Here is a 19,613-nt window from a genome sequence, read left to right as displayed (position 1 = left end):
GGCGGACGAAGAGTTGGGAAAAGACCCTCAAAAAATGCGGGGATAACCAGTCGGACGGGAGAGAAAGAAAGAAGAACTTTACTGATTTTGTCATTTACATAACACAGGATTTGTGGTACACTTTACTTTGATTACAACAGTCAGGGATGGAGATGGCGTTGCTTTTTTCTGTCGACTCTTGACAGGAAAAGGTTACAAGTGTAAACTATGAAGCGCGTCCCAACAAAATAGGCTGTCAAAGGTCTGGTAAAATATCCTCTGGAAAGAGGAGGAGCGGAGATAACATGATACGTCTGATCGATGTACATAAAGAATATGACAATGGAACTAAGGCGCTGAAGGGCGTGAATCTGCGGATTGACGACGGGGAGTTTGTCTTTCTAGTAGGGCCCTCTGGGTCGGGTAAGTCCACGGTAATCAAGCTGATCACGGCGGAGATTGCGGCCACTGAGGGGCGGCTAATGGTCAATGGCTACAATTTGAATAACATCAGTCCACGCCAAGTGCCCTATATGCGCCGGACGCTGGGCATCATCTTTCAGGACTTCCGCCTGATTGAAAAAAAGACAGTCCACGAGAACCTAGCCTTTGCCATGCGGGCCATCGGTGCCTCCAATCGGGAGCTACGGCGGCGTATCCCCTATGTGCTCCAGCTGGTGGGGCTGGAGCAGAAGGCTGACCGCTATCCTGGACAGCTCTCCGGCGGCGAGCAGCAGCGGGTGGCCATCGCCCGGGCGCTGGTCAATAACCCCAGCATGATTATTGCCGACGAGCCCACGGGTAACCTGGACCCCCAGCGATCCCTGGAGATCATGGTGCTACTGGAGCGCATCAATGAGCTGGGTACTACCGTTTTGGTGGTTACCCATGAGAAAGCGTTGGTCAACCGCTTTGCCAAGCGGGTCGTGGCCATCGAGAACGGACGTATCATCAGCGACGAAACGGGTGGGTACTACAATGGCGAGAAAGTTTGACGCGGGATATTATTTTAGCGAGGGGTTCCACTCCATTTTCACCCACGGCTTCATGTCCTTTGCCGCTGTGTGTATGATCGTGGCCTGTCTGCTGATTATGGGCTCCTTCTCTCTGCTGGCGGTGAACCTGGACCATATGCTGGGTGACCTGGAGGCGGAGAATGAGATGCTGGCCTATATTGACGAGAACTATACGGAGGAGCAGGCTCGGTCCATCCAGCCGGAGATCGAGACACTGCCCAATGTGACAAAAGTCACCTTCGTCAGTCGGGAAGAGGCTCTGGAGGATTACAAAGAGGGACGGGAGAACAACCCCCTGCTGGACGACCTGCCTGACGAGGTGCTGCGGGACCGCTTCCGCATCCATGTGGAGAACCTGGAGCAGATGGAACAGACTGAAGCCGCGGTAGAGCAGGTCACGGGCGTGGCCAACGTTCGAGCGGCAATCGATATTGCCAACGGCTTTGTGCTGGCCCGGAATATCGCCACCGGTGTAGCTGTTGTGCTGATCGGGATTCTGCTGGTGGTGTCCCTGTTTATCATCGCCAATACCATCAAGTTAGCCACCTTCTACCGCCGGGAGGAGATCGCCATCATGAAGATGTGTGGCGCCACCGATGCCTTCATCCAGTGGCCCTTCGTAGTGGAGGGCCTGATCTTAGGCCTGACAGGGGCTCTGCTGGCCTTCTTTGCCCAGTGGGGCATTTACCAGCTGGTGGCAAAATTGATTATCCAGGGCAACGGGTTGTCTCTGGTGACAATGGTCAGCTATACCTCTATGATTCGATACATTCTGGCCATTTTCTGCGGCACCGGAGCCCTGATCGGCGTATGCGGTTCTCTGCTGGCCATCCGGAAATTTTTGCAGGTCTGAGATAGGAGAGAAACTTATGAAGCATCAGAAAAAGCAACGTATCATGATGGGGGTACTGGCCGGTTTTTTGGCCCTGATGATGCTGTTGCCAATCTTGGCTCAGATATTGATTCACTGAGCGGATAGACCTGGGAGGAAATACTGTGAATAAGAGAAAGACCGTATTTCGCCGGGTGGTGACACTGGCGCTAGCGTTGGCTATTCTGCTGCCCCTTACAGGGCCCTATTCGGTGCCTGAGGCGTCGGCCGTTACCCAGGATGAGATCGACGACCTGAAAGAAGACGCCAGCGCCCTGGCAAACCAGAAGAAAGATTTACAGGCCCAGCTGAAGGACGTTCGGGCGGACAAGAACGCCGCCCAGCAGCAGAAGGACCTGATCGAGCGGCAGATCAACGTGATTCAGGAAGAAATAGACAACATGACTGCTCAAATCGAGAAATACGGCCAGCTCATCCAGGAGAAGGAGGTGGAGCTGGCCCAGGCGGAGGCGGACGAGGCGGAGCAGTACGATCTGTTCTGCCGCCGTGTTCGCTATATGGAGGAGGAGGGCGAGGTGTCCTACTGGTCCGTCCTGTTTTCCTCCGCTGACTTCAGCGATTTGCTGGACAACTTCATGATGGTGGAAGAGATCATGGAGTATGATAACAAGGTCATGGACGACCTGATTGCCATCCGGGAGCAGATAGAGGTGGACAAGGCTGAACTGGAGCAGGCCAAAGCCGCCCAGGAGGAAGCCCGCAAGGAGCAGGAGGCCGCCAAGAAGGAGCGGGAGGCCCAGGAGGCAGAAGTAGATAAGCTCATTGGCGAGATCAGCTCCCAGGAGGATCAACTGGAGGCCATGGAGGCAGAGCTGCAAAAGGCCGCCAATGCTCTGGATGCGGAGATCAGAAGAAAAGAGAAGGAGATGGCCGCCCAGATATCTGGTGTGCAGAGCGAGTCCGGCTTCCTGTGGCCCCTGCCTGGGTACACAACGCTGTCGTCCCTCTTCGCCGGACGCATCCACCCCATCACCGGCAAGAGGCACAATCACACGGGCATCGACATCCCAGCGCCCAAAAATACCAAGATTCTGGCCTCCAAGAGTGGTGTGGTCACCACCTCCACCTATAACAGCTCCTACGGCAACTATGTGGTGGTCTCCCACAGCGATGGGACTAGCACCCTCTACGCTCATATGAATAAGCGGGGCGTCAGCGAGGGGCAGACGGTGAAGCAGGGAGATGTGGTGGGCTATGTCGGTACCACCGGTTCCTCCACCGGCAACCACCTACACTTTGAGATCCGGGTCAACGGCACCCGAAAGGACCCGGTCAACTACTTTAAGGATATCCCCCTCTATGTCCGGTCCGGGGGTACCACCAAACGGTTGAACTGACAATAAAAAGCCGCCTCCCGGTATCGGGAAGGCGGCTTTTTAGCGGCGCCGTGGAAAAATGGAAATTTTCCTTGCGCCTGGGGCCCCTATCCTGTATAATACCAACGATAAAATGGGAGGTACAGGGGACTTTATGGTCCTGTGGGAGCCATCCCAGATACGAGGTGGACAAACTATGCTCCTTGCCATAGATATCGGCAATAGCAATATCGTCATCGGAGGTATTCAGGACGACCGCATCGCCTTCGAGGCTCGGATCGCTACCGACCACATCAAAACCTCGGACCAGTATGGGGTGGAGATCAAAAATATCCTATCCCTCTTTGATGTGAAGCCGTCGGACATCGACGACTGCATCATCTCCTCCGTGGTGCCTCCAGTGTTCAACTCCGTACGAACCGGTGTGGTCAAGCTGATCCGCAAACAGCCCATGGTGGTGGGGCCGGGGATCAAGACCGGGCTGAATATCCAGATGGACGCCCCCGCCCAAGTGGGCAGCGACCGCATTGTGATCGCCGTGGCTGCCCTGGCGGAGTACGAACCTCCCCTGACCCTGCTGGACCTGGGCACCGCTACCACCATTGAGGTGGTGGACCGGGGCAATACCTATGTGGGAGGATGTATCATCCCCGGCGTTCGGGTATCTTTGGAGGCGCTGACCTCCCGCACGGCCCAGCTTCCTGGAATCCGGCTGGACCGGCCCAAGAAGGTCATCGGCAAGAACACAGTAGACTGTATGCGCAGCGGCATTATGTACGGCACCGCCGCCATGCTGGACGGGATGCTGGACCGGGTAGAGGAGGAACTGGGCTATTCTACCACCGTGGTGGCCACCGGAGGCATGGCGCAGTTTATCGCCCCCCTGTGCCGCAGAGAGATGACACTAGAGAAGGATCTGCTGCTGAAGGGGTTGAATATCCTCTACAAAAAGAATCTCCAGGAGCGGAGAAAAGGAGAGGAATGAGGTAGAAGGTCCCGACCGATTAAATTCTATGAACCTAGCGATGTGTGGCTGGGAGGGAGGCTTGTGTCAGCCACTGGCATCTCTACCAACGGGGGACCACTGCGAATCCGAAGAGAGCAGGATAAAGCGCCTCCCTTCGTCAAAGTGACGAAGGGAGGCGCTTTTTTACGCGAACAGATCGATAAAGTAATGTTTATTATACTTCTCTGATTGGAAAATATAAATAGCCTTTTCCTGTTGCTGGGTCAGTATAATCGTGAACTGCTCCGACCAGAGAAATGCCCTCCTGATTCATTTGTCCAATGATTTTTTCAAACACCCCCCTATGGTTTTCAGCAACTATATACTCATAACTTGGTATTGTCCATTTTACCCATCCATCAGGTGCTTCTGCGCTATCAACACATTCTACCCCTGCCAGATACAAGCCTTTACGAAAGCCATCTTCCCACGGCTTAAATGAGTGAGAAATATCAGACATAGCACCCCATATTCCCACAATACTCCCATTTGCGTCTCTCTTTGCCAGATGCGCTACCTCACTAAAATTACTATTTGCATCATTCCACAATTTTTGAATAAATCCTTCGCCGTCTAATGTTGAGCCCTCTTTTCCAATGACAACAAATTTTTCCTTTATTACTTTCATCATTCTGTATCTCCTCAGATTCAAAGTTATTGGCAAAACAATTCCATCCTTTGAATATCTGCGATTTTGATTGCCTCGCAACTGATAGGAATGGAGCTATTTTCATAAAATCCATTGCGTACAGAACCATCTTTGAAATATACTCTTACAAACTTGCCATACATATCTGCATATTGCTCATGGAATGCTTAATTTCAGAAATAGATTCGCGTCCAAATAGAGGTTTATCTTTTTGGTTACTTTATCATATTTTCCTGTTTTATTCAATTCATAGTGAAATCGACGGAGTCAGGTCCCATTTGTCCAAAGGGGAATAGGGATGAGAGAGCAGGCCCCTTGACAGATGGGGAGAAATCCCATATAATAGGGCCCAACAAAAGCGATGCGGAAGAGAAGTATCCGGGTAGAACGGTGCAGAGAGGGCGCGGCTGGTGAAAGCGCTCCGGGAACCCCGGTGAAGTGGCTTCCAAGCTCCGCCCCAGAACGGTAGTAAGGGGCGGCGGTCCCCGCCGTTATGGGATCGAGCGCGGGCGCTGTGCCCGAACTCAGGTGGTACCGCGGTTTTTGATCGCCCTGAGCCAACGGCTTGGGGCGTTTTTATATTCCGAAAGGAGCAGAGCTACGCATATGAAGATCACCAATGAGACTGTCTATGACTGGGGAGCTTATGTGGCCATGAACCGCATGGTGACCCGGGCCACCCACAGGGGTCAGAGCATCGCTCTCCGGGTCCTGTTCGCAGCTCTGGCCCTGCTCCTCCTGTTTGCCGCACGCTTCCAGTTTACCGGCATCCTCCAGGTCCTGCTGGCCCTGCTGGGCGCTGTAATTCTGCTGTGGACCCTGTTTTTGAATCAGCTGAGGGCCCTCCTCATGGTGAAGCTCATCATGAAGGGAGTGAAGGTGTTCACCAACACCTTTGACCAGGAGGGGTGGACCGTCGCCGGCGTGGGCGGCGAGCAGCGGATGTCTTATGACGACATCGCCTCCATCCTGGAGGGGGACCGCTACTTCATCCTCCTGGAGGACAGCCGCCGGGGCTATATTCTGGACAAGAGGACCTTCGCCAGCGGCGAGCTGGAGCGATTCCGCTCCCTGATCCAGAGCAAAACAAAAAAGACCATTGAGAATGTCTGATTTTAGAAAGTAGGAGAAACGCTATGAGTATTGAACTGCCCAAGGTCTACGAGCCCCAGGAGGCCGAAGGCCGCATCTATGAGAACTGGGAAAAGGCGGGGTGCTTTAAGGGCCGCCGGGACCCGAAAAAGAAGCCGTTTACCATCGTCATGCCGCCCCCCAACGTGACAGGACAGCTCCATATGGGGCACGCTATGGACTGCACCCTTCAGGACATCCTCATCCGCTTCAAGCGGATGCAGGGCTATGCCGCCTTGTGGGTCCCTGGCACGGACCACGCCGGCATCGCCACCCAGATCAAGGTGGAGGAGGACCTGCGGGAGAACGAGGGCCTGACCCGCTATGACCTGGGCCGGGATAAGTTCCTGGAACGGGTGTGGGACTGGAAGGAGAAGTACGGCGGCCGCATCGTAGCCCAGCAGAAGAAGATGGGCTCCTCCTGCGACTGGGACCGGGCCCGGTTCACTATGGACGAGGGCTGCTCTAAGGCTGTCAGGGAGACCTTCTGTGAACTGTATGATAAGGGCCTGATCTACAAGGGGAGCCGCATCATCAACTGGTGCCCCCACTGTACCACCGCCCTCAGTGACGCGGAGGTGGAGTACCAGGACAAGCCCGGCCACCTGTGGCATATGCGTTATCCCCTCTCTGACGGGTCCGGCTATTTGGTGGTTGCCACCACTCGGCCGGAAACCATGATGGGCGACACCGGCGTGGCCGTCAACCCCAATGACGAGCGGTACAAGCATTTGGTGGGCAAGACCTGCATCCTGCCCCTGATGGACCGGGAGATCCCCATTGTAGCCGATGACTATGTGGAGATGGACTTCGGCACTGGCTGCGTGAAGATGACCCCCGCCCACGACCCCAACGACTTCGAGGTGGGCCTGCGCCACAATCTGGACACCATCCGGGTGCTGGATGACAACGGTGTGGTCAACGCCAACGGCGGCAAGTACCAGGGGATGGACCGGTACGAGGCCCGGAAGGCGGTCATCGCCGACCTGGAGGCCATGGGCCTGTTGGAAAAAGTGGAGCCTTACTCCCACAACGTGGGCACCTGCTACCGCTGCCACAACGACGTGGAGCCTATCATCTCCGCCCAGTGGTTCGTCAAGATGGCCCCCTTGGCCAAGGAGGCCCTGCGGGTAGTCAACGAGGGTGAGGTCAAGTTTGTCCCTGAGCGATTTGCCAAGACCTACACCAACTGGATGGAGAATGTGCATGACTGGTGTATCTCCCGCCAGCTGTGGTGGGGACATCAGATCCCTGTGTGGTACTGCGACGACTGCGGCCACATGACCGTCAGCCGGGAGGACCCCACCGAGTGCGAGAAGTGCCACTCTAAGAAGATCCACCGGGACCCTGATGTGTTGGATACCTGGTTCTCCTCCGCTCTATGGCCCTTCTCTACCCTGGGATGGCCGGAGAAGACCCCCGATCTGGACTACTTCTATCCCACCGACGTACTGGTCACCGGCTATGACATTATCTTCTTCTGGGTGGCCCGGATGATCTTCTCCGCCTGTGAGCAGACCAAAAAGCCCCCCTTCCACACTGTGTTTATCCACGGCCTGGTCCGGGACGACAAGGGCCGAAAGATGTCCAAATCTCTGGGTAACGGCATCGATCCTCTGGAGATCGCCGAGAAGTACGGCGCCGACGCCCTGCGCTTCAATCTGGTCACCGGCAACAGCCCAGGCAACGATATGCGCTTCTACACTGAGCGGTGCGAGGCTATGCGGAACTTCGCCAACAAGATCTGGAACGCCAGCCGCTTCCTGAAGATGAACCTGACCATTGACAAGTGCCAGCTGCCCGACAAGCTGGAGCTGGAGGACAAGTGGATCCTGTCCAAGCTCAACCGGGTCATTCCAGATATCACCGACAACATGGACCGGTATGAGCTGGGCGTGGCCGCCCAGAAGATCTACGACTTCATCTGGGACGACTACTGCGACTGGTATATCGAGCTGACCAAGACCCGCCTTCAGGGGGAGGACCAGGACAGCAAGGTCCGGGCTCAGCAGGTGCTGTGCTATGTGCTCACCCAGATGCTGAAGCTGCTCCACCCCTTCATGCCCTTTATCACCGAGGAGATCTGGCAGGCGCTACCCCACGGGGACGAGGTGGAGGAGGGCTCCTTCCTGATGCTCCAGTCCTGGCCCGAGCCCAGCGCCGCGCTGGACTTCCCCGCCGAGGAGAAGGCCATGGAGCTCATCATGGACGCCATCCGGGCCGTCCGCACCCGCCGGAGCGAGATGAACGTGCCCCCCTCCAAGAAGGCCCACCTCACCGTGGCGACTGACGAGGCGGAGGTGTTTGAGCTGGGCGTGCCCTTCCTGAAAAAGCTGGCCTACGCCGGCGAGGTGACCATCGTTCCCGCCGGACAGACCTCCGAGGGGGCGGGCCAGGTCACCGTGGTCACCCATGCCGCCCAGTTGTCCATGCCTCTGGCCGAGCTGGTGGATATGGAGAAGGAGAAGGCCCGCATGGAGAAGGAGCGGAAGAAGAACTTTGAGGAGCTCCAGAAGCTGAACGCCAAGCTGGCCAACCCCGGCTTTGTCAATAAGGCCCCCGCCCATGTGGTGGAGGCGGAGAAGGAGCGGGCCGTCAAGCTCGGCGAGCTGGTGGCCAAGCTGGAGGAACAACTGAAGAATATGTGAGAAAAAGAGCCGGGCAGGGGGATGCCCGGCTCTTTCCCCGTTGATCACGGGCGGATGCCGGGCGGCTTTTCCCCTCTGGGAAGGGGGGGACCGGGAACAGATCGAACAAAGACGGGGCCGCGAACCATATCCCCGGGCTGTCCCGCATATCCTGCCCATAGGAGGTGGGGATATGATCGGACAACTGGTATTCGGCTCGGGCGGGCCCAAACAGGGGGAGCGGGAGAGGCTCTACGGCCTGCCCGTGCTGCGGGTGCGGGCTGATATGGACAGCTTTTGGTGGGAGCGGCGGGTCAAGAGAGCGGGAAGGGCCCTGTTTCGGGGAGGAGCCCGCCGGGTGCTGGCCCCCAGGGGGTTTTCCTGCTGGCCCCTGCTGTCGGAGTATGGGCTGGCGCCGGTGGACCCGGGGCCCTTCCTGCGGGCCCAGTCGCCGGAGCTGGCGCTGGCTCTGCTGGAGCGGAGGGGAGCGGCGCCGGACCGGTCCACCGTGGTCTTGCGGGGGGCGCGGGCGGACTGGGAGATGACCCGCGCGGCCGTAGCCCTCTGTTCCCAGGTCCGGCACCTGGTCATCGACGCGCCCAAAGGGGGGGAGGAGCTGGCCCGGTGGCTGCGGGGGGAGTTCGGCGTGCCCATCCTGCCCCGGAGCGAGGGGGGAGAGGCGGCTCTCCGCTTCCATCCGGATGGGAGCAGGGGGGAGGAGCCCACCCTGGAGCTCTACGGACATACCCCGGACCTGGCGGGCCTGTCCCTGTCGGCCCCCCGCCTGGAGGAGGGGGATCGGGAGGACCTGGACCTGCTGGCCGCCCTGTATGAGTTCGGGCGGCTGAACAAAGAAGAGCTAAAAATCACTTGACAGCGGGGAATGGAGCACTTATAATGACACATACTGCATCAGTGTGCCCATTTCTTTATTATAATGTATGGCGGCCCGGCAGGCTGTGGGCCGCCCTTGGAAAGGTGTGCGAGGTATCATGGCAAAAGAGTATCGGTTGAGCCCGGAGCGGCTCAAGGAGTTACAGGATGAGATGAGCTACCTGAAGACCGTCCGGGAGAAGGAGGTGGCGGAGCTCATCAAGGAGGCCCGCTCCTTCGGCGACCTGTCCGAGAACAGCGAGTATGACGAGGCCAAGAACGAGCAGGGAAAGCTGTACTCCCGCATGGCCGAGCTGGACGAGATCCTGTCCAACTATGTGGTCATCGAGGAGGAGGAGGACGGCGGCGATTACATCCGCATGGGCTCCTCCGTCACTGTGCTGGACAAGGAGTTCGGGGAGGAGGAGACCTATAAGATCGTGGGCTCCCAGGAGGCCGACCCCATGAAGGGCACCATCTCCGAGGACTCCCCCTTCGGCAAGGCCCTGCTGGGCAAGAACGCCGGGGATGAGATCACCGTGGACGCTCCCGCCGGTCCGGTAGAGTATAAGATCCTGAAGGTGGAGCGGTAATTTTTCCAAGATACAGAGGATAGGAGTTGGCGATATGGCCGATCAGAATAACAAGAACAACCAGAACGCCCCCCAGGAGGAGAACCTCTCCCAGCTCTTGCAGATCCGCCGGGACAAGCTGAAGGAGCTCCAGGAGGGGGGGAACGATCCCTTCCAGATCACCCGGTTCGTGGTGGACAACGACTCCGCCAACATCAAGGGCAACTTCGACTCCCTGGAGGGACAGCGGGTGGCCATCGCCGGCCGGCTCATGTCCAAGCGGGGGATGGGCAAGGTGTCCTTCTGTGACCTGCAGGACAAGTCCGGCCGCATCCAGCTCTATGCCCGGAAGGACGAGATGGATGAGGCGGAGTATAACCGCTTTAAGAAGTATGACATCGGCGATATCGTAGGAGTCCACGGCGTAGTCTTTCGCACCCAGCGGGGGGAGATGTCCGTCCGTGTGGTCACGGTGACCCTGCTCTCCAAGTCCCTGTTGCCCCTGCCGGAGAAATTCCACGGCCTGACCAACACCGAGCTGCGCTACCGCCAGCGCTATGTGGACCTGATCGTCAACCCGGAGGTGAAGCGCAACTTCATCATCCGCTCCCAGTTCATCAAGCACGTCCGGGACTTTATGGACGGCCGGGGCTATATGGAGGTGGAGACCCCGGTGCTCAACACCATCTCTGGCGGCGCCACCGCCCGGCCCTTCATCACCCACCACAATACCCTGGACATCGATATGTATATGCGCATCGCCACCGAGCTGCCCTTGAAGCGGCTCATCGTGGGTGGTATGGACCGGGTATATGAGATCGGGCGCATCTTCCGCAACGAGGGCATGGACCCCAAGCACAACCCGGAGTTCACCACCATCGAGCTGTACCAGGCCTATGCCGACTTCAACGACATGATGGACCTGTTTGAGGACCTGCTGTCCTCCGCCGCCCAGAAGATCCTGGGCACCTACCAGGTGGAGTGGCAGGGGGAGCAGATCGACCTGACCCCCGGGTGGCCCCGTATGCCCATGCACGAGGCCGTCAAGAAGTACTGCGGCATCGACTTTATGACCATTTCCTCCGACGAGGAGGCCGTGGCCGCCGCCAAGTCCATCGGGGTGGAGCTGCCCGAGACGGCGGACAAGACCTGGGGCAACGCCCTGTACGAGTGCTTTGACCAGCGGGTGGAGGAGAAGCTCATCCAGCCCACCTTCATCACCATGCACCCGGTAGACGTGTCCCCCCTGGCCAAGCGCTCTCCCGCCGACCCCCGGCTCACCGAGCGCTTTGAGCTGTTCATCTGCCACAGCGAGATGGGCAACGCCTTCTCCGAGCTCAACGACCCCATCGACCAGCGCCAGCGCTTCCAGAAGCAGGTGGAGCTGCGGGACAAGGGGGACGACGAGGCCGGCATGATGGACGAGGATTTCCTCACCGCACTGGAGTACGGGATGCCCCCCACGGGCGGCCTGGGCATCGGCATCGACCGCTGCGTCATGCTGCTGACGGGCTCCGATTCCATCCGTGAGGTCATCCTGTTCCCCACTATGAAGCCTTTGGAATGAAACTGCGGCCGGCATACCAATGGGACGCCCCCATTGGTATGCCTTTCTGCACCTCCCGGCGGCCATAGGGCGCCCCAGGGGAGGCGTTGACTGGGAAAAAGGAGCCGTTGCGAGTGGATATCCTGGCGCGAAAAAAGCTGAACCCCACCCGGTACATCGTCTTGGGCTTTGGGGGCATTATTCTGTTGGGGGCGCTGCTGCTCCGGCTGCCCATCGCCGCCTGGGACGGACAGGCCACCCCCTGGCTGGTATGCCTGTTTACCGCCACCTCCGCCACCTGTGTTACGGGACTGGTTCTGGTGGATACCGCGCTGCACTGGGCGCCCTTCGGCCAGGGGGTGATACTGGTGCTGTTGCAGCTGGGCGGCCTGGGCTTTGTCACCCTCATGTCCCTGGTGCCCTTCGCCCTCCACCGGAGGATCGGACTGGCCCAGCGGATGAGGATGGCCTCCTCCCTCAATATGAGCGGGGTGGCCGGAGTGGTCCGGGTAGTGCGTCACGCCCTGATGGGCACCCTTCTGGCCGAGGGGCTGGGGGCGGCGCTGCTGGCCACAAGATTTGTCCCCATTTTCGGACTGGGTAGGGGGCTGTGGTTCTCTGTATTCCACAGTGTTTCTGCCTTTTGTAACGGCGGCTTTGATCTGTTCGGCGGGTACAGCGGACCTTACAGCAGCCTGGCGGCCTTCCGGGGGGACCTGCTGGTGATGGTGACCATCATGGCCCTTATCATCGTGGGGGGCCTGGGCTTTTTTGTATGGGAGGACCTGCTGGATGCCAGGTGCTGGCGTAAGCTGCGGCTGTATTCCAAAATGGTGCTGGGGATCACTGTGGCGCTGATTGGGCTTGGGACCCTGTTCTTCTGCTGTGCCGAGTGGGACAACCCAGCTACACTGGGGGCGATGCCCGTCTGGGAGCGGCCGCTGAACGCCCTCTTTCAGTCGGTGACCCTGAGAACGGCGGGGTATGCCACCTTTGACCAAGCCGGCCTGCGGGACAGCTCCGCGGTGCTGTCCATCATCCTGATGCTGATAGGCGGCTCATCGGGCTCCACGGCCGGAGGACTCAAGACGGTCACAATGGGGGTGCTGCTGCTGGCCCTGCGGGACGGCCTCCAAGGGCGGGAGGAGGTGGTGTTCCGCCACAGGACCATTCCACAGCGGCGGGTGATGGACGCCATGACCCTGGCGCTGACGGTGTTGCTGCTGTTCCTGACCGGTTCCATGGCGCTTTCTCTGATGGACCGGGTGCCCTTTGTCCAGGCGGCCTTTGAAGTGGCCTCCGGCATGGGGACGGTGGGGGTGACTATGGGAATCACCCCGTCGCTGACGGTGGGAAGCGCCCTGCTGATGGTCGCCCTGATGTTCCTGGGCCGGGTAGGAATCCTGTCCTTCTCCATCGCCTTCCTGACCAGGAAACAGGCAGAACATAAGATTTCGTACCCTGCTACTGACGTGATGATCGGGTAAGCGGGGAGGAGGGCCGCATGAAAAGTTTTCTGATTATTGGATTAGGCCGCTTCGGTGCCTCACTGGCAGTGGAGCTATGCGCTCAGGGCCACGAGGTGCTGGCGGTGGATATTCAGCCGGAACGAGTTCAGGCGGTGGCAGACCAGGTGACCCACTGTGTCGTGGGGGATGCCAGGGACCCGGAGGTGCTGCGAAGCCTGGGGGCTCGGAATTTTGACTGCGCCGTGGCAGCCGCCAGCGCGGATGTAGGGGTCAGCGCCCTCATTGTGCTGAACCTGAAGGAGCTGGGGGTCGCCCGCGTGGTGGGCAAGGCGAACAGCATGGTCCACCGCAAGGTGCTGGAGAAAATCGGGGCCGATCTGGTGATCTTCCCGGAACAAGAGATGGCCATCCGGCTGGCGCGGAGCCTGGCCAACGGTGATATTTTAAACTTTATCGAGCTGTCTGACGAGTTCTCCATTGTGGAGCGGCTGGTACCGGAGGACTGGGTGGGAAAGTCCATTCTGGAGCTGGATATCCGGGCCAAGTGGAGGGTTACCGTAATCGCGGTGCGCCGGGGAGAGCGCATGACCATCTCACCGGGCCGGGACTATGTGTTCCAGGCGCAGGATGACTGTATGGTGATCCTGGGGAGCAATGCGGATATCGACCGGTTGGAGAGAAGATGATGGAGCGGATTACGAGCCGGAAGAACCCCCTGCTGATGAAGATTCGCCGCCTAGCCTCTGGCGGGCGGCGGGAACGGCAGGCGGAGGGAGAATATCTGGGAGACGGGATCAAACTGCTGGAGGAGGCACTGCGGTGGAGCGCGCCCCTGACTGCGGCAGTGTTCGCCGACGGGGTAGAGCCCCCTGATCTGCCCAAGGAGGTCCGGGCGGTGCAGGTGCCTGGAGATGTGATGGAGAGCATCTCTCCAATGGCGGCGCCCCAGGGCGCGCTGTTTTTGGCCGCCCTGCCTCCGGCGGACCCGCCAGAGCAGCTGAAGGGGAGGCGGTATCTGGTTCTGGACGGCGTTCAGGACCCTGGTAACGTAGGCACCATCTGGAGGACCGCGGACGCCCTGGGAGCGGACGGCCTGCTGCTGGTCAACGGATGCGCGGACCCCTATGGGCCCAAAGTCGTTCGGGCCTCCATGGGGGCTTGCTTCCGTCTGCCGGTCTTTGAGGTGACCCCGGATGGGCTGGCCGGGCTGCTGAAAAAGGCGGAGCTGCCCCTGTACGCCACCGCCTTGGGAAAGGATACGGTGGACATCAAAACGGCGGACCTGAGCCGGTCCGCCGTGGTGATTGGAAGTGAGGGGCGGGGAGTGTCCCGTCCTCTGCTGGAGCGATGTGAAAAGACACTGAAGATACCCATGCGCCAGCGGTGCGAGTCCCTCAACGCGGCGGTGGCGGCCTCTATCGTCCTGTGGGAGATGGGGCGGTGATCTTCTCAACGCGGCGGCCGGCCGCCGATCCCCAGACAGTGGTAAATGACTTGGATGATCAGGGCCGCGGCCGCCAGGGTCACAGCAAAGAGCGCATAGGCCGGCACATAGCTGCCAAACCGGTCTGCAAGGATGCCGGGCAGGGGGCCAAAAAGAAGGACCCCCGCTGTATAGGACATGGTGATGGAACGCACGTACTTGCCATAAGTGCTGTCCGAGGACAGATCAGCGGCCCACACCGAGGGGGACACAGCGGAAACAGGTAGCCCCATTCCCAATAGTGTGATGGACAGAAAGGGGAGGGCGAGGCCGCCCAGAGGGGCCAGACAGCAAAGAACAAAGGCTCCCAGAAGTGAGCCGAAGGAATAGTAGTTACCCCACCGGCTGCCCATCCGGTCATAGACCTGGCCACAGAGAATCTTGCCGATACAGATGGCCAGTCCGGCATAGGACATTAGAGCGGCGATGAGGGCCTGATCGTAGCCCTCGCTGGTGTAGAGCACGGTCAGATGGGAAAAACCGGGGCCCCCAGGGCCGCCTACTAAAAAGGCGGCGAAAAGGATCAGGAGCAGATAAGACCGGCGCATCCCTCGGGGGGCCTGTCTGGGCGGGGGCGGAGGATCGTCCTCTCCCCCCAGATGATAGGGCTCCAACCCCAGTTCTGCCGGGGTGTTTCGGATCAGCTTCCAGGCCAGTAGAGCGGTGATAAGGATAAAGGCCCCCTCCCACAGAAAGGCGGCCCGCAGGCCCTGATGCTGGATGATCCAGGTGATGATGACAGGGGCAAAGATGGTGGATACCCCGCTGCCCGCGGAAGCCAGCCCCAGGGCCAGCCCACGCCGGTCTCGGAACCAGGCGCCGATGACCAGAGAGAGGGGGACCATGCCCCCATAGCAGTAGCCAAGCCCGGTCAGGGCGGCGGCCAGACAGTAAGTAAAAAAGCTGGTGGCCAGACCAAAACAGAAGTAGGACAGGGATAGCAGCACCACCCCCAGGGTCATGACCAGACGCAGTCCGAGCCGCTGACACAGCTGATTGACTGTCAGCAGAGCGGCCAGGATGAACAGACTGCGCGTGGTGGTGATCCAGGAGCCCTGCGCATTGGAAAAACCATTGGCCAGGATGATCTCGGGCTGGTAGATGGTGAAGACATTGACACCCAGTCCGATGGTGGAAAACAGGACCAGGGCGCTGCCCAGACAGACCATCCAGGCGTAATGTGGACGTTTCATGAAAAAACTCCCTCCCCTGCCTATACAATAGCGCCGGAGAGGAGATTTGTAAAGGGAAAGTTCCGGAGTGAAGGAGATGAGAGAATGTCGGCCTTGAGATACTGGATCTGGCTTACCACCCGCCATGATCTGGGCCCAGCGGGAGTGCTGGGGGTGTTGGAGCACTTCATCACTCCAGAGCGGGCCTATTACGCAGACCCGGAGGAATATGACTTTCTTCCTCTCCCCGCTGCTGCTAAAAGGAGCCTGTTGGACAAAGGCACGGACCGGGCGGAGGAAATTTTGGCGGACTGTGAGCGGCTGGGCGTACGTATTATGACGTTGCAGGACGCCGACTACCCCGGCCGCCTGCGGCAGATCGCTGACCCGCCCGTGATCCTCTACATTCGTGGGCGGTCCTTCCACTTTGATGAGGAGGCGGCCATCGGTGTGGTGGGCGCCCGGGAGGCTACCGCCTATGGGACGCTGTATGCCGAGCGGTTCGGGATGGAACTGGCGGCGGGCGGCGCTCTGGTGGTATCCGGTATAGCTGAAGGCATAGACTGCCATGCTGTTAAGGGTGCCCTGAAGGGCGGGGGACCGGTGGTTTCCGTGCTGGCCGGCGGAGTGGATGTGCCCTTTCCGCGGGAACACCGCTATCTGTATGAGGATGTGGCGGCTGCCGGGGCCCTGATCTCTGAGCATCCTCCTGGCACACCCCACAAGGGAAGCCACTTCTCACAGCGCAACCGGATCATCAGCGGCCTCTCCCTGGGTGTGCTGGCGGTGGAGTGCAGGAAAAAGAGCGGCACCATGCTCACGATGAACCACGCCATGGAGCAGGACAGGGACATCTTTGCTGTCCCCGGCCCCCTAGATGCCCCACTCAGCGAGGGGACCAACTACCTGATCCAGCAGGGGGCCAAGCTGGTCACCTGTGGCGGCGACATTCTATCCGAGTATTGGGCCCGCTTCCCCAGAAGGCTGGCGGCCTCCGCCCCGCTGACGCCAGAGGCCGCGCAGGCCCGGCTGGACAGTCTGGCCCAGGATAGGGAGGAAAAGCGCCGCACTGATCCCGCCCTGGAGGAAGTACCCAGCCGGGAGTTTATCCCCCGGAGCGGGCAGCGGGAGCGGTTCACCGACGATGAGCTGTCCCTCCTCAACGCCCTGGAGGACAGGACCCTGTCGCCGGACCAACTGGTGGAGCTGACCCAGATCCCGGCCAAGCGGGTGCTGTCCGCCCTGACCATGCTCCAGATACAGGGGGCGCTGGAGGAGCGGCCAGGCAGGCGGTATATCTCCCTGATGCGGCTGGAGGAGTAGCCCCCACCCTGATTCCATGTGACCTTCGGGAGCGGAATGTTCCCTTGATTTTTCCATCATCTAATTTGGAGGTATTCCAATCGTGCCAAATAAAACGGATCTAGTGATCGTCGAGTCCCCGTCCAAGGCCAAGACCATCGGCAAATACCTGGGGCCGGGCTATGAGGTAAAGGCGTCTATGGGCCACGTCCGGGACCTGCCCAAGAGCAAGCTGGGCGTGGATATCGAGAAGGGCTTTGTTCCCGACTACCAGCCCATCAAGGGCAAAGAGGATGTTATCAGTGACCTGAAAAAAGCCGCCAAGAAGAGCGGCCGTGTCTACCTGGCCACCGACCCGGACCGGGAGGGGGAGGCTATCTCCTGGCATCTGAAGGAGTTGCTGGGCATCCCGGATGACAAGACCTACCGGGTTACCTTCAACGAGATCACCCGGAATGTGGTCAACCAGTCTATCGCCGCCCCACGGGCCATTGACCAGGACTTGGTGGACGCCCAGCAGGCCCGCCGCATCCTGGACCGGATCGTGGGCTATGAGCTGTCCCCCCTGCTGTGGAAGAAGATCCGCCGGGGCCTGTCCGCCGGGCGGGTCCAGTCCGTGGCCACCCGGCTGGTGGTGGAGCGGGAGGAGGAGATCCGGGCCTTCGTCCCCCAGGAGTACTGGTCCATCGAGGCCGATTTGGCCCGCGTCGCCCCCAATTTGGGCAGCTTTAAGGCCCAATTCCACGGCCGGGACAAGAAAATGGAGCTCCACAGCCGGGAGGAGGCCGAACAGGTGCTGGCCACTGTCTGGCAGGGCAGTTTCTCCGTGGCCAAGGTAAAGCGCCAGGAGAAGTCACGCCAGCCCGCCCCGCCCTTCACCACCTCCACCCTCCAGCAGGAGGCGTCCCGCAAGCTGAATATGTCCCCGGCCCGTACTATGTCCATCGCCCAGCAGCTGTATGAGGGCGTGGAACTGTCCGGACAGGGGGCCGTGGGCCTCATCACCTATATGCGTACCGACTCCCTCCGCCTGTCGGAGGAAGCTCTGGCAGCCGCCAAGGACTTTATTCTGCATCGGTACGGCGGGGAATATTACCCCGCCCAGACCCGGCGATTCAAGGCCAAGGGCAACGCCCAGGACGCCCACGAGGCCATCCGCCCCTCTGATGTCACCCTGGTCCCGGACGAGATCAAGAAGGACCTGACGAGCGAGCAGTACAAGCTGTACAAGCTGATTTGGAGCCGGTTCCTCTCCTGCCAGATGGCAAACGCCGTCTATGACAGCCTGTCTATCGACGTGGAGAACAGCGGATATATTTTCCGGGCCAGCCACTCCAGCCTGAAGTTCTCCGGCTTCACCGCCGTCTATGAGGAGGGGAAGGACGAGGACGAGGAGGAGAAGACCTCCCCCCTGCCTGACCTGAAGGAGGGGGAGCCCCTGGACTGCCGGGGGCTGAAGGAGGACCAGCACTTTACCCAGCCCCCCGCCCGCTACTCTGAGGCGTCCCTGATCCGGGCCTTGGAGGAGAAGGGCATCGGCCGGCCCTCCACCTACGCTCCCACCATCACCACCATCCTGAATCGGGAGTATGTGGTCAAGGAGGGCAAGGCCCTTCGTCCCACCCCTCTGGGGGAGGTGGTCACCGGGCTGATGAAAGACAAGTTCAACGACATTGTGGACTATGCCTTCACCGCCCAGATGGAGGAGCGGCTGGACAAGGTGGAGGAGGGCGATGTGAACTGGAAGGCCCTTCTGAATGACTTTTACGGCGATTTCTCCGCCGAGCTCCATAAGGCCGAGCAGGAGCTGGACGGGGAGCGGATCAAGGTGCCTGACGAGGTGTCGGAGGAGATTTGTCCCCAGTGCGGCCGGAACCTGGTGGTCAAATCCGGCCGCTTCGGTCGATTCCTGGCCTGTCCCGGCTGGCCGGAGTGTGACTTTACCATGCCTCTGGTGGTGGAGATGCCCGGCAAGTGCCCCAAATGCGGCGGCCGCCTGCTCAAGCGGACGGGAAAGAGCAAAAAGACAGGCAAGCAGTACACCTACTACTGCTGTGAGTGGGTGAACAGCAAGGACGAGGCCCGCAAGTGTGACTTCATGACCTGGGATGTGCCGGTGAAGGACAACTGCCCAGTCTGTGGCTGGACCATGTTCAAAAAGCCAGGCAAGGGCGCCAAAAAGCCCTATTGCATCAACGAGGTGTGCTCCAACTTTACCCCGGAGGAGAAACGGGGAGGCTGGAAGCCCAAGCCGGCCGACTCCGCCGACACCGGGGAGGAGAAGGCGGAGAAGAAGCCGGCGGCCAAAAAGACAGCGGCTAAGAAGACCGCCGCCACAAAAACGGCCACTGCCAAAAAGACAGCCGCCACAAAAACGGCCACTGCCAAAAAGACAGCCGCCACAAAAACGGCCACTGCCAAAAAGACAGCCGCGAAGAAAACAACGACAGCGAAGAAGTCTACGGCCAAGAAATCTGGGGCTGAAAAAGCCGAAGGATAGGCGTAGAAGTGCCCCCCTCAGCCGGCATAGCCATGACGGAGGGGGGCAGCACACCGCTATCGAAAGGATAGACAAGCACC

At 59.7% G+C, this 19,613-nt stretch carries 16 protein-coding genes and 1 other annotated feature; of the genes, 14 read left to right on the top strand and 2 right to left on the bottom strand.

Annotated features, from left to right (window positions below; translation table 11 throughout):
• Positions 1 to 284 precede the first annotated feature (284 nt).
• The 4 genes from ftsE to WKS99_RS01395 all read left to right on the top strand — a co-directional run bounded on the left by ftsE (position 285) and on the right by WKS99_RS01395 (position 4,188).
• Entirely contained in the window at positions 285 to 974 is a 690-nt protein-coding gene (gene ftsE / locus WKS99_RS01415) for a cell division ATP-binding protein FtsE (RefSeq protein ID WP_147570635.1), read from the top strand.
• The gene (ftsX, locus tag WKS99_RS01410) at positions 958 to 1,848 is read left to right on the top strand and encodes a permease-like cell division protein FtsX (protein WP_147570634.1); all 891 of its coding nucleotides are present in this window, start codon (positions 958 to 960) and stop codon (positions 1,846 to 1,848) included. The genes ftsE and ftsX overlap by 17 nt, the downstream gene beginning before the upstream one ends.
• Positions 1,849 to 1,991: 143 nt before the next feature.
• Positions 1,992 to 3,224: a murein hydrolase activator EnvC family protein gene (locus WKS99_RS01400; protein ID WP_240287152.1), complete on the top strand. Its 1,233-nt coding sequence runs from the start codon at positions 1,992 to 1,994 to the stop codon at positions 3,222 to 3,224.
• Between the two features lie 175 nt (positions 3,225 to 3,399).
• On the top strand, positions 3,400 to 4,188 hold the full coding sequence (locus WKS99_RS01395; protein ID WP_147570632.1) for a type III pantothenate kinase: 789 nt from the start codon (positions 3,400 to 3,402) through the stop codon (positions 4,186 to 4,188).
• A 196-nt stretch (positions 4,189 to 4,384) separates the two neighbouring features.
• On the opposite strand, the gene WKS99_RS01390 is transcribed toward WKS99_RS01395, so the two are convergent.
• A complete protein-coding gene (locus WKS99_RS01390; protein WP_186852686.1) occupies positions 4,385 to 4,840 on the bottom strand; it encodes a GyrI-like domain-containing protein in 456 nt (151 codons plus the stop codon).
• Between the two features lie 370 nt (positions 4,841 to 5,210).
• Positions 5,211 to 5,416 (top strand) — a binding site (T-box leader).
• 48 nt (positions 5,417 to 5,464) lie between these two features.
• Between WKS99_RS01390 and WKS99_RS01385 the strand changes: the two genes are divergently transcribed.
• From WKS99_RS01385 to WKS99_RS01350, 8 genes are all read left to right on the top strand, one after another.
• Complete coding sequence (locus WKS99_RS01385; RefSeq protein WP_340405208.1) at positions 5,465 to 5,971, top strand: YcxB family protein; 507 nt, start codon at positions 5,465 to 5,467, stop codon at positions 5,969 to 5,971.
• Between the two features lie 23 nt (positions 5,972 to 5,994).
• Positions 5,995 to 8,637, top strand: coding sequence for a valine--tRNA ligase (locus WKS99_RS01380; RefSeq protein WP_340405207.1), 2,643 nt, complete (start codon positions 5,995 to 5,997; stop codon positions 8,635 to 8,637).
• 172 nt (positions 8,638 to 8,809) lie between these two features.
• The gene (locus WKS99_RS01375; RefSeq protein WP_340405206.1) at positions 8,810 to 9,490 is read left to right on the top strand and encodes a hypothetical protein; all 681 of its coding nucleotides are present in this window, start codon (positions 8,810 to 8,812) and stop codon (positions 9,488 to 9,490) included.
• A gap of 118 nt (positions 9,491 to 9,608) precedes the next feature.
• Entirely contained in the window at positions 9,609 to 10,082 is a 474-nt protein-coding gene (gene greA / locus WKS99_RS01370) for a transcription elongation factor GreA (RefSeq protein ID WP_147570627.1), read from the top strand.
• 34 nt (positions 10,083 to 10,116) lie between these two features.
• The gene (gene lysS, locus WKS99_RS01365) at positions 10,117 to 11,628 is read left to right on the top strand and encodes a lysine--tRNA ligase (protein ID WP_340405205.1); all 1,512 of its coding nucleotides are present in this window, start codon (positions 10,117 to 10,119) and stop codon (positions 11,626 to 11,628) included.
• Positions 11,629 to 11,741: 113 nt separating this feature from the next.
• Entirely contained in the window at positions 11,742 to 13,094 is a 1,353-nt protein-coding gene (locus WKS99_RS01360) for a TrkH family potassium uptake protein (RefSeq protein WP_340405204.1), read from the top strand.
• Between the two features lie 17 nt (positions 13,095 to 13,111).
• A complete protein-coding gene (locus WKS99_RS01355) occupies positions 13,112 to 13,762 on the top strand; it encodes a potassium channel family protein (protein WP_147570624.1) in 651 nt (216 codons plus the stop codon).
• Positions 13,762 to 14,520 (top strand): TrmH family RNA methyltransferase, encoded by a 759-nt coding sequence (locus tag WKS99_RS01350; protein ID WP_186852831.1) that lies wholly within the window; start codon positions 13,762 to 13,764, stop codon positions 14,518 to 14,520. The genes WKS99_RS01355 and WKS99_RS01350 overlap by 1 nt, the downstream gene beginning before the upstream one ends.
• 5 nt (positions 14,521 to 14,525) lie before the next feature.
• On the opposite strand, the gene WKS99_RS01345 is transcribed toward WKS99_RS01350, so the two are convergent.
• Positions 14,526 to 15,752 (bottom strand): MFS transporter, encoded by a 1,227-nt coding sequence (locus WKS99_RS01345; RefSeq protein ID WP_186852682.1) that lies wholly within the window; start codon positions 15,750 to 15,752, stop codon positions 14,526 to 14,528.
• Positions 15,753 to 15,836: 84 nt separating this feature from the next.
• Here WKS99_RS01345 and dprA point away from each other — a divergent pair, with 84 nt between their 5' ends.
• Together dprA and topA are read left to right on the top strand one after the other, a co-directional pair.
• A complete protein-coding gene (dprA, locus tag WKS99_RS01340; protein ID WP_340405203.1) occupies positions 15,837 to 17,054 on the top strand; it encodes a DNA-processing protein DprA in 1,218 nt (405 codons plus the stop codon).
• An 82-nt stretch (positions 17,055 to 17,136) separates the two neighbouring features.
• Positions 17,137 to 19,533, top strand: a complete 2,397-nt coding sequence (gene topA, locus WKS99_RS01335) for a type I DNA topoisomerase (protein ID WP_340405202.1) — start codon at positions 17,137 to 17,139, stop codon at positions 19,531 to 19,533.
• The last annotated feature ends 80 nt before the right edge of the window (positions 19,534 to 19,613 follow it).

Source organism: Flintibacter sp. HCN-6482 (assembly GCF_037892565.1).
Lineage (GTDB): Bacteria > Bacillota > Clostridia > Oscillospirales > Oscillospiraceae > Lawsonibacter > Lawsonibacter aceti.
This window is presented reverse-complemented; position numbering and strand designations above follow the sequence as displayed.

What these genes read in the sequence shown, in the direction of transcription:
- ftsE (WP_147570635.1), top strand. Translation starts at nt 285, where the DNA reads ATGATACGTCTGATCGATGTACATAAAGAATATGACAATGGAACTAAG.
- ftsX (WP_147570634.1), top strand. Translation starts at nt 958, where the DNA reads ATGGCGAGAAAGTTTGACGCGGGATATTATTTTAGCGAGGGGTTCCAC.
- WKS99_RS01395 (WP_147570632.1), top strand. Translation starts at nt 3,400, where the DNA reads ATGCTCCTTGCCATAGATATCGGCAATAGCAATATCGTCATCGGAGGT.
- WKS99_RS01390 (WP_186852686.1), bottom strand. Translation starts at nt 4,840, where the DNA reads ATGATGAAAGTAATAAAGGAAAAATTTGTTGTCATTGGAAAAGAGGGC.
- WKS99_RS01385 (WP_340405208.1), top strand. Translation starts at nt 5,465, where the DNA reads ATGAAGATCACCAATGAGACTGTCTATGACTGGGGAGCTTATGTGGCC.
- WKS99_RS01380 (WP_340405207.1), top strand. Translation starts at nt 5,995, where the DNA reads ATGAGTATTGAACTGCCCAAGGTCTACGAGCCCCAGGAGGCCGAAGGC.
- WKS99_RS01375 (WP_340405206.1), top strand. Translation starts at nt 8,810, where the DNA reads ATGATCGGACAACTGGTATTCGGCTCGGGCGGGCCCAAACAGGGGGAG.
- greA (WP_147570627.1), top strand. Translation starts at nt 9,609, where the DNA reads ATGGCAAAAGAGTATCGGTTGAGCCCGGAGCGGCTCAAGGAGTTACAG.
- lysS (WP_340405205.1), top strand. Translation starts at nt 10,117, where the DNA reads ATGGCCGATCAGAATAACAAGAACAACCAGAACGCCCCCCAGGAGGAG.
- WKS99_RS01355 (WP_147570624.1), top strand. Translation starts at nt 13,112, where the DNA reads ATGAAAAGTTTTCTGATTATTGGATTAGGCCGCTTCGGTGCCTCACTG.
- WKS99_RS01350 (WP_186852831.1), top strand. Translation starts at nt 13,762, where the DNA reads ATGGAGCGGATTACGAGCCGGAAGAACCCCCTGCTGATGAAGATTCGC.
- WKS99_RS01345 (WP_186852682.1), bottom strand. Translation starts at nt 15,752, where the DNA reads ATGAAACGTCCACATTACGCCTGGATGGTCTGTCTGGGCAGCGCCCTG.
- dprA (WP_340405203.1), top strand. Translation starts at nt 15,837, where the DNA reads ATGTCGGCCTTGAGATACTGGATCTGGCTTACCACCCGCCATGATCTG.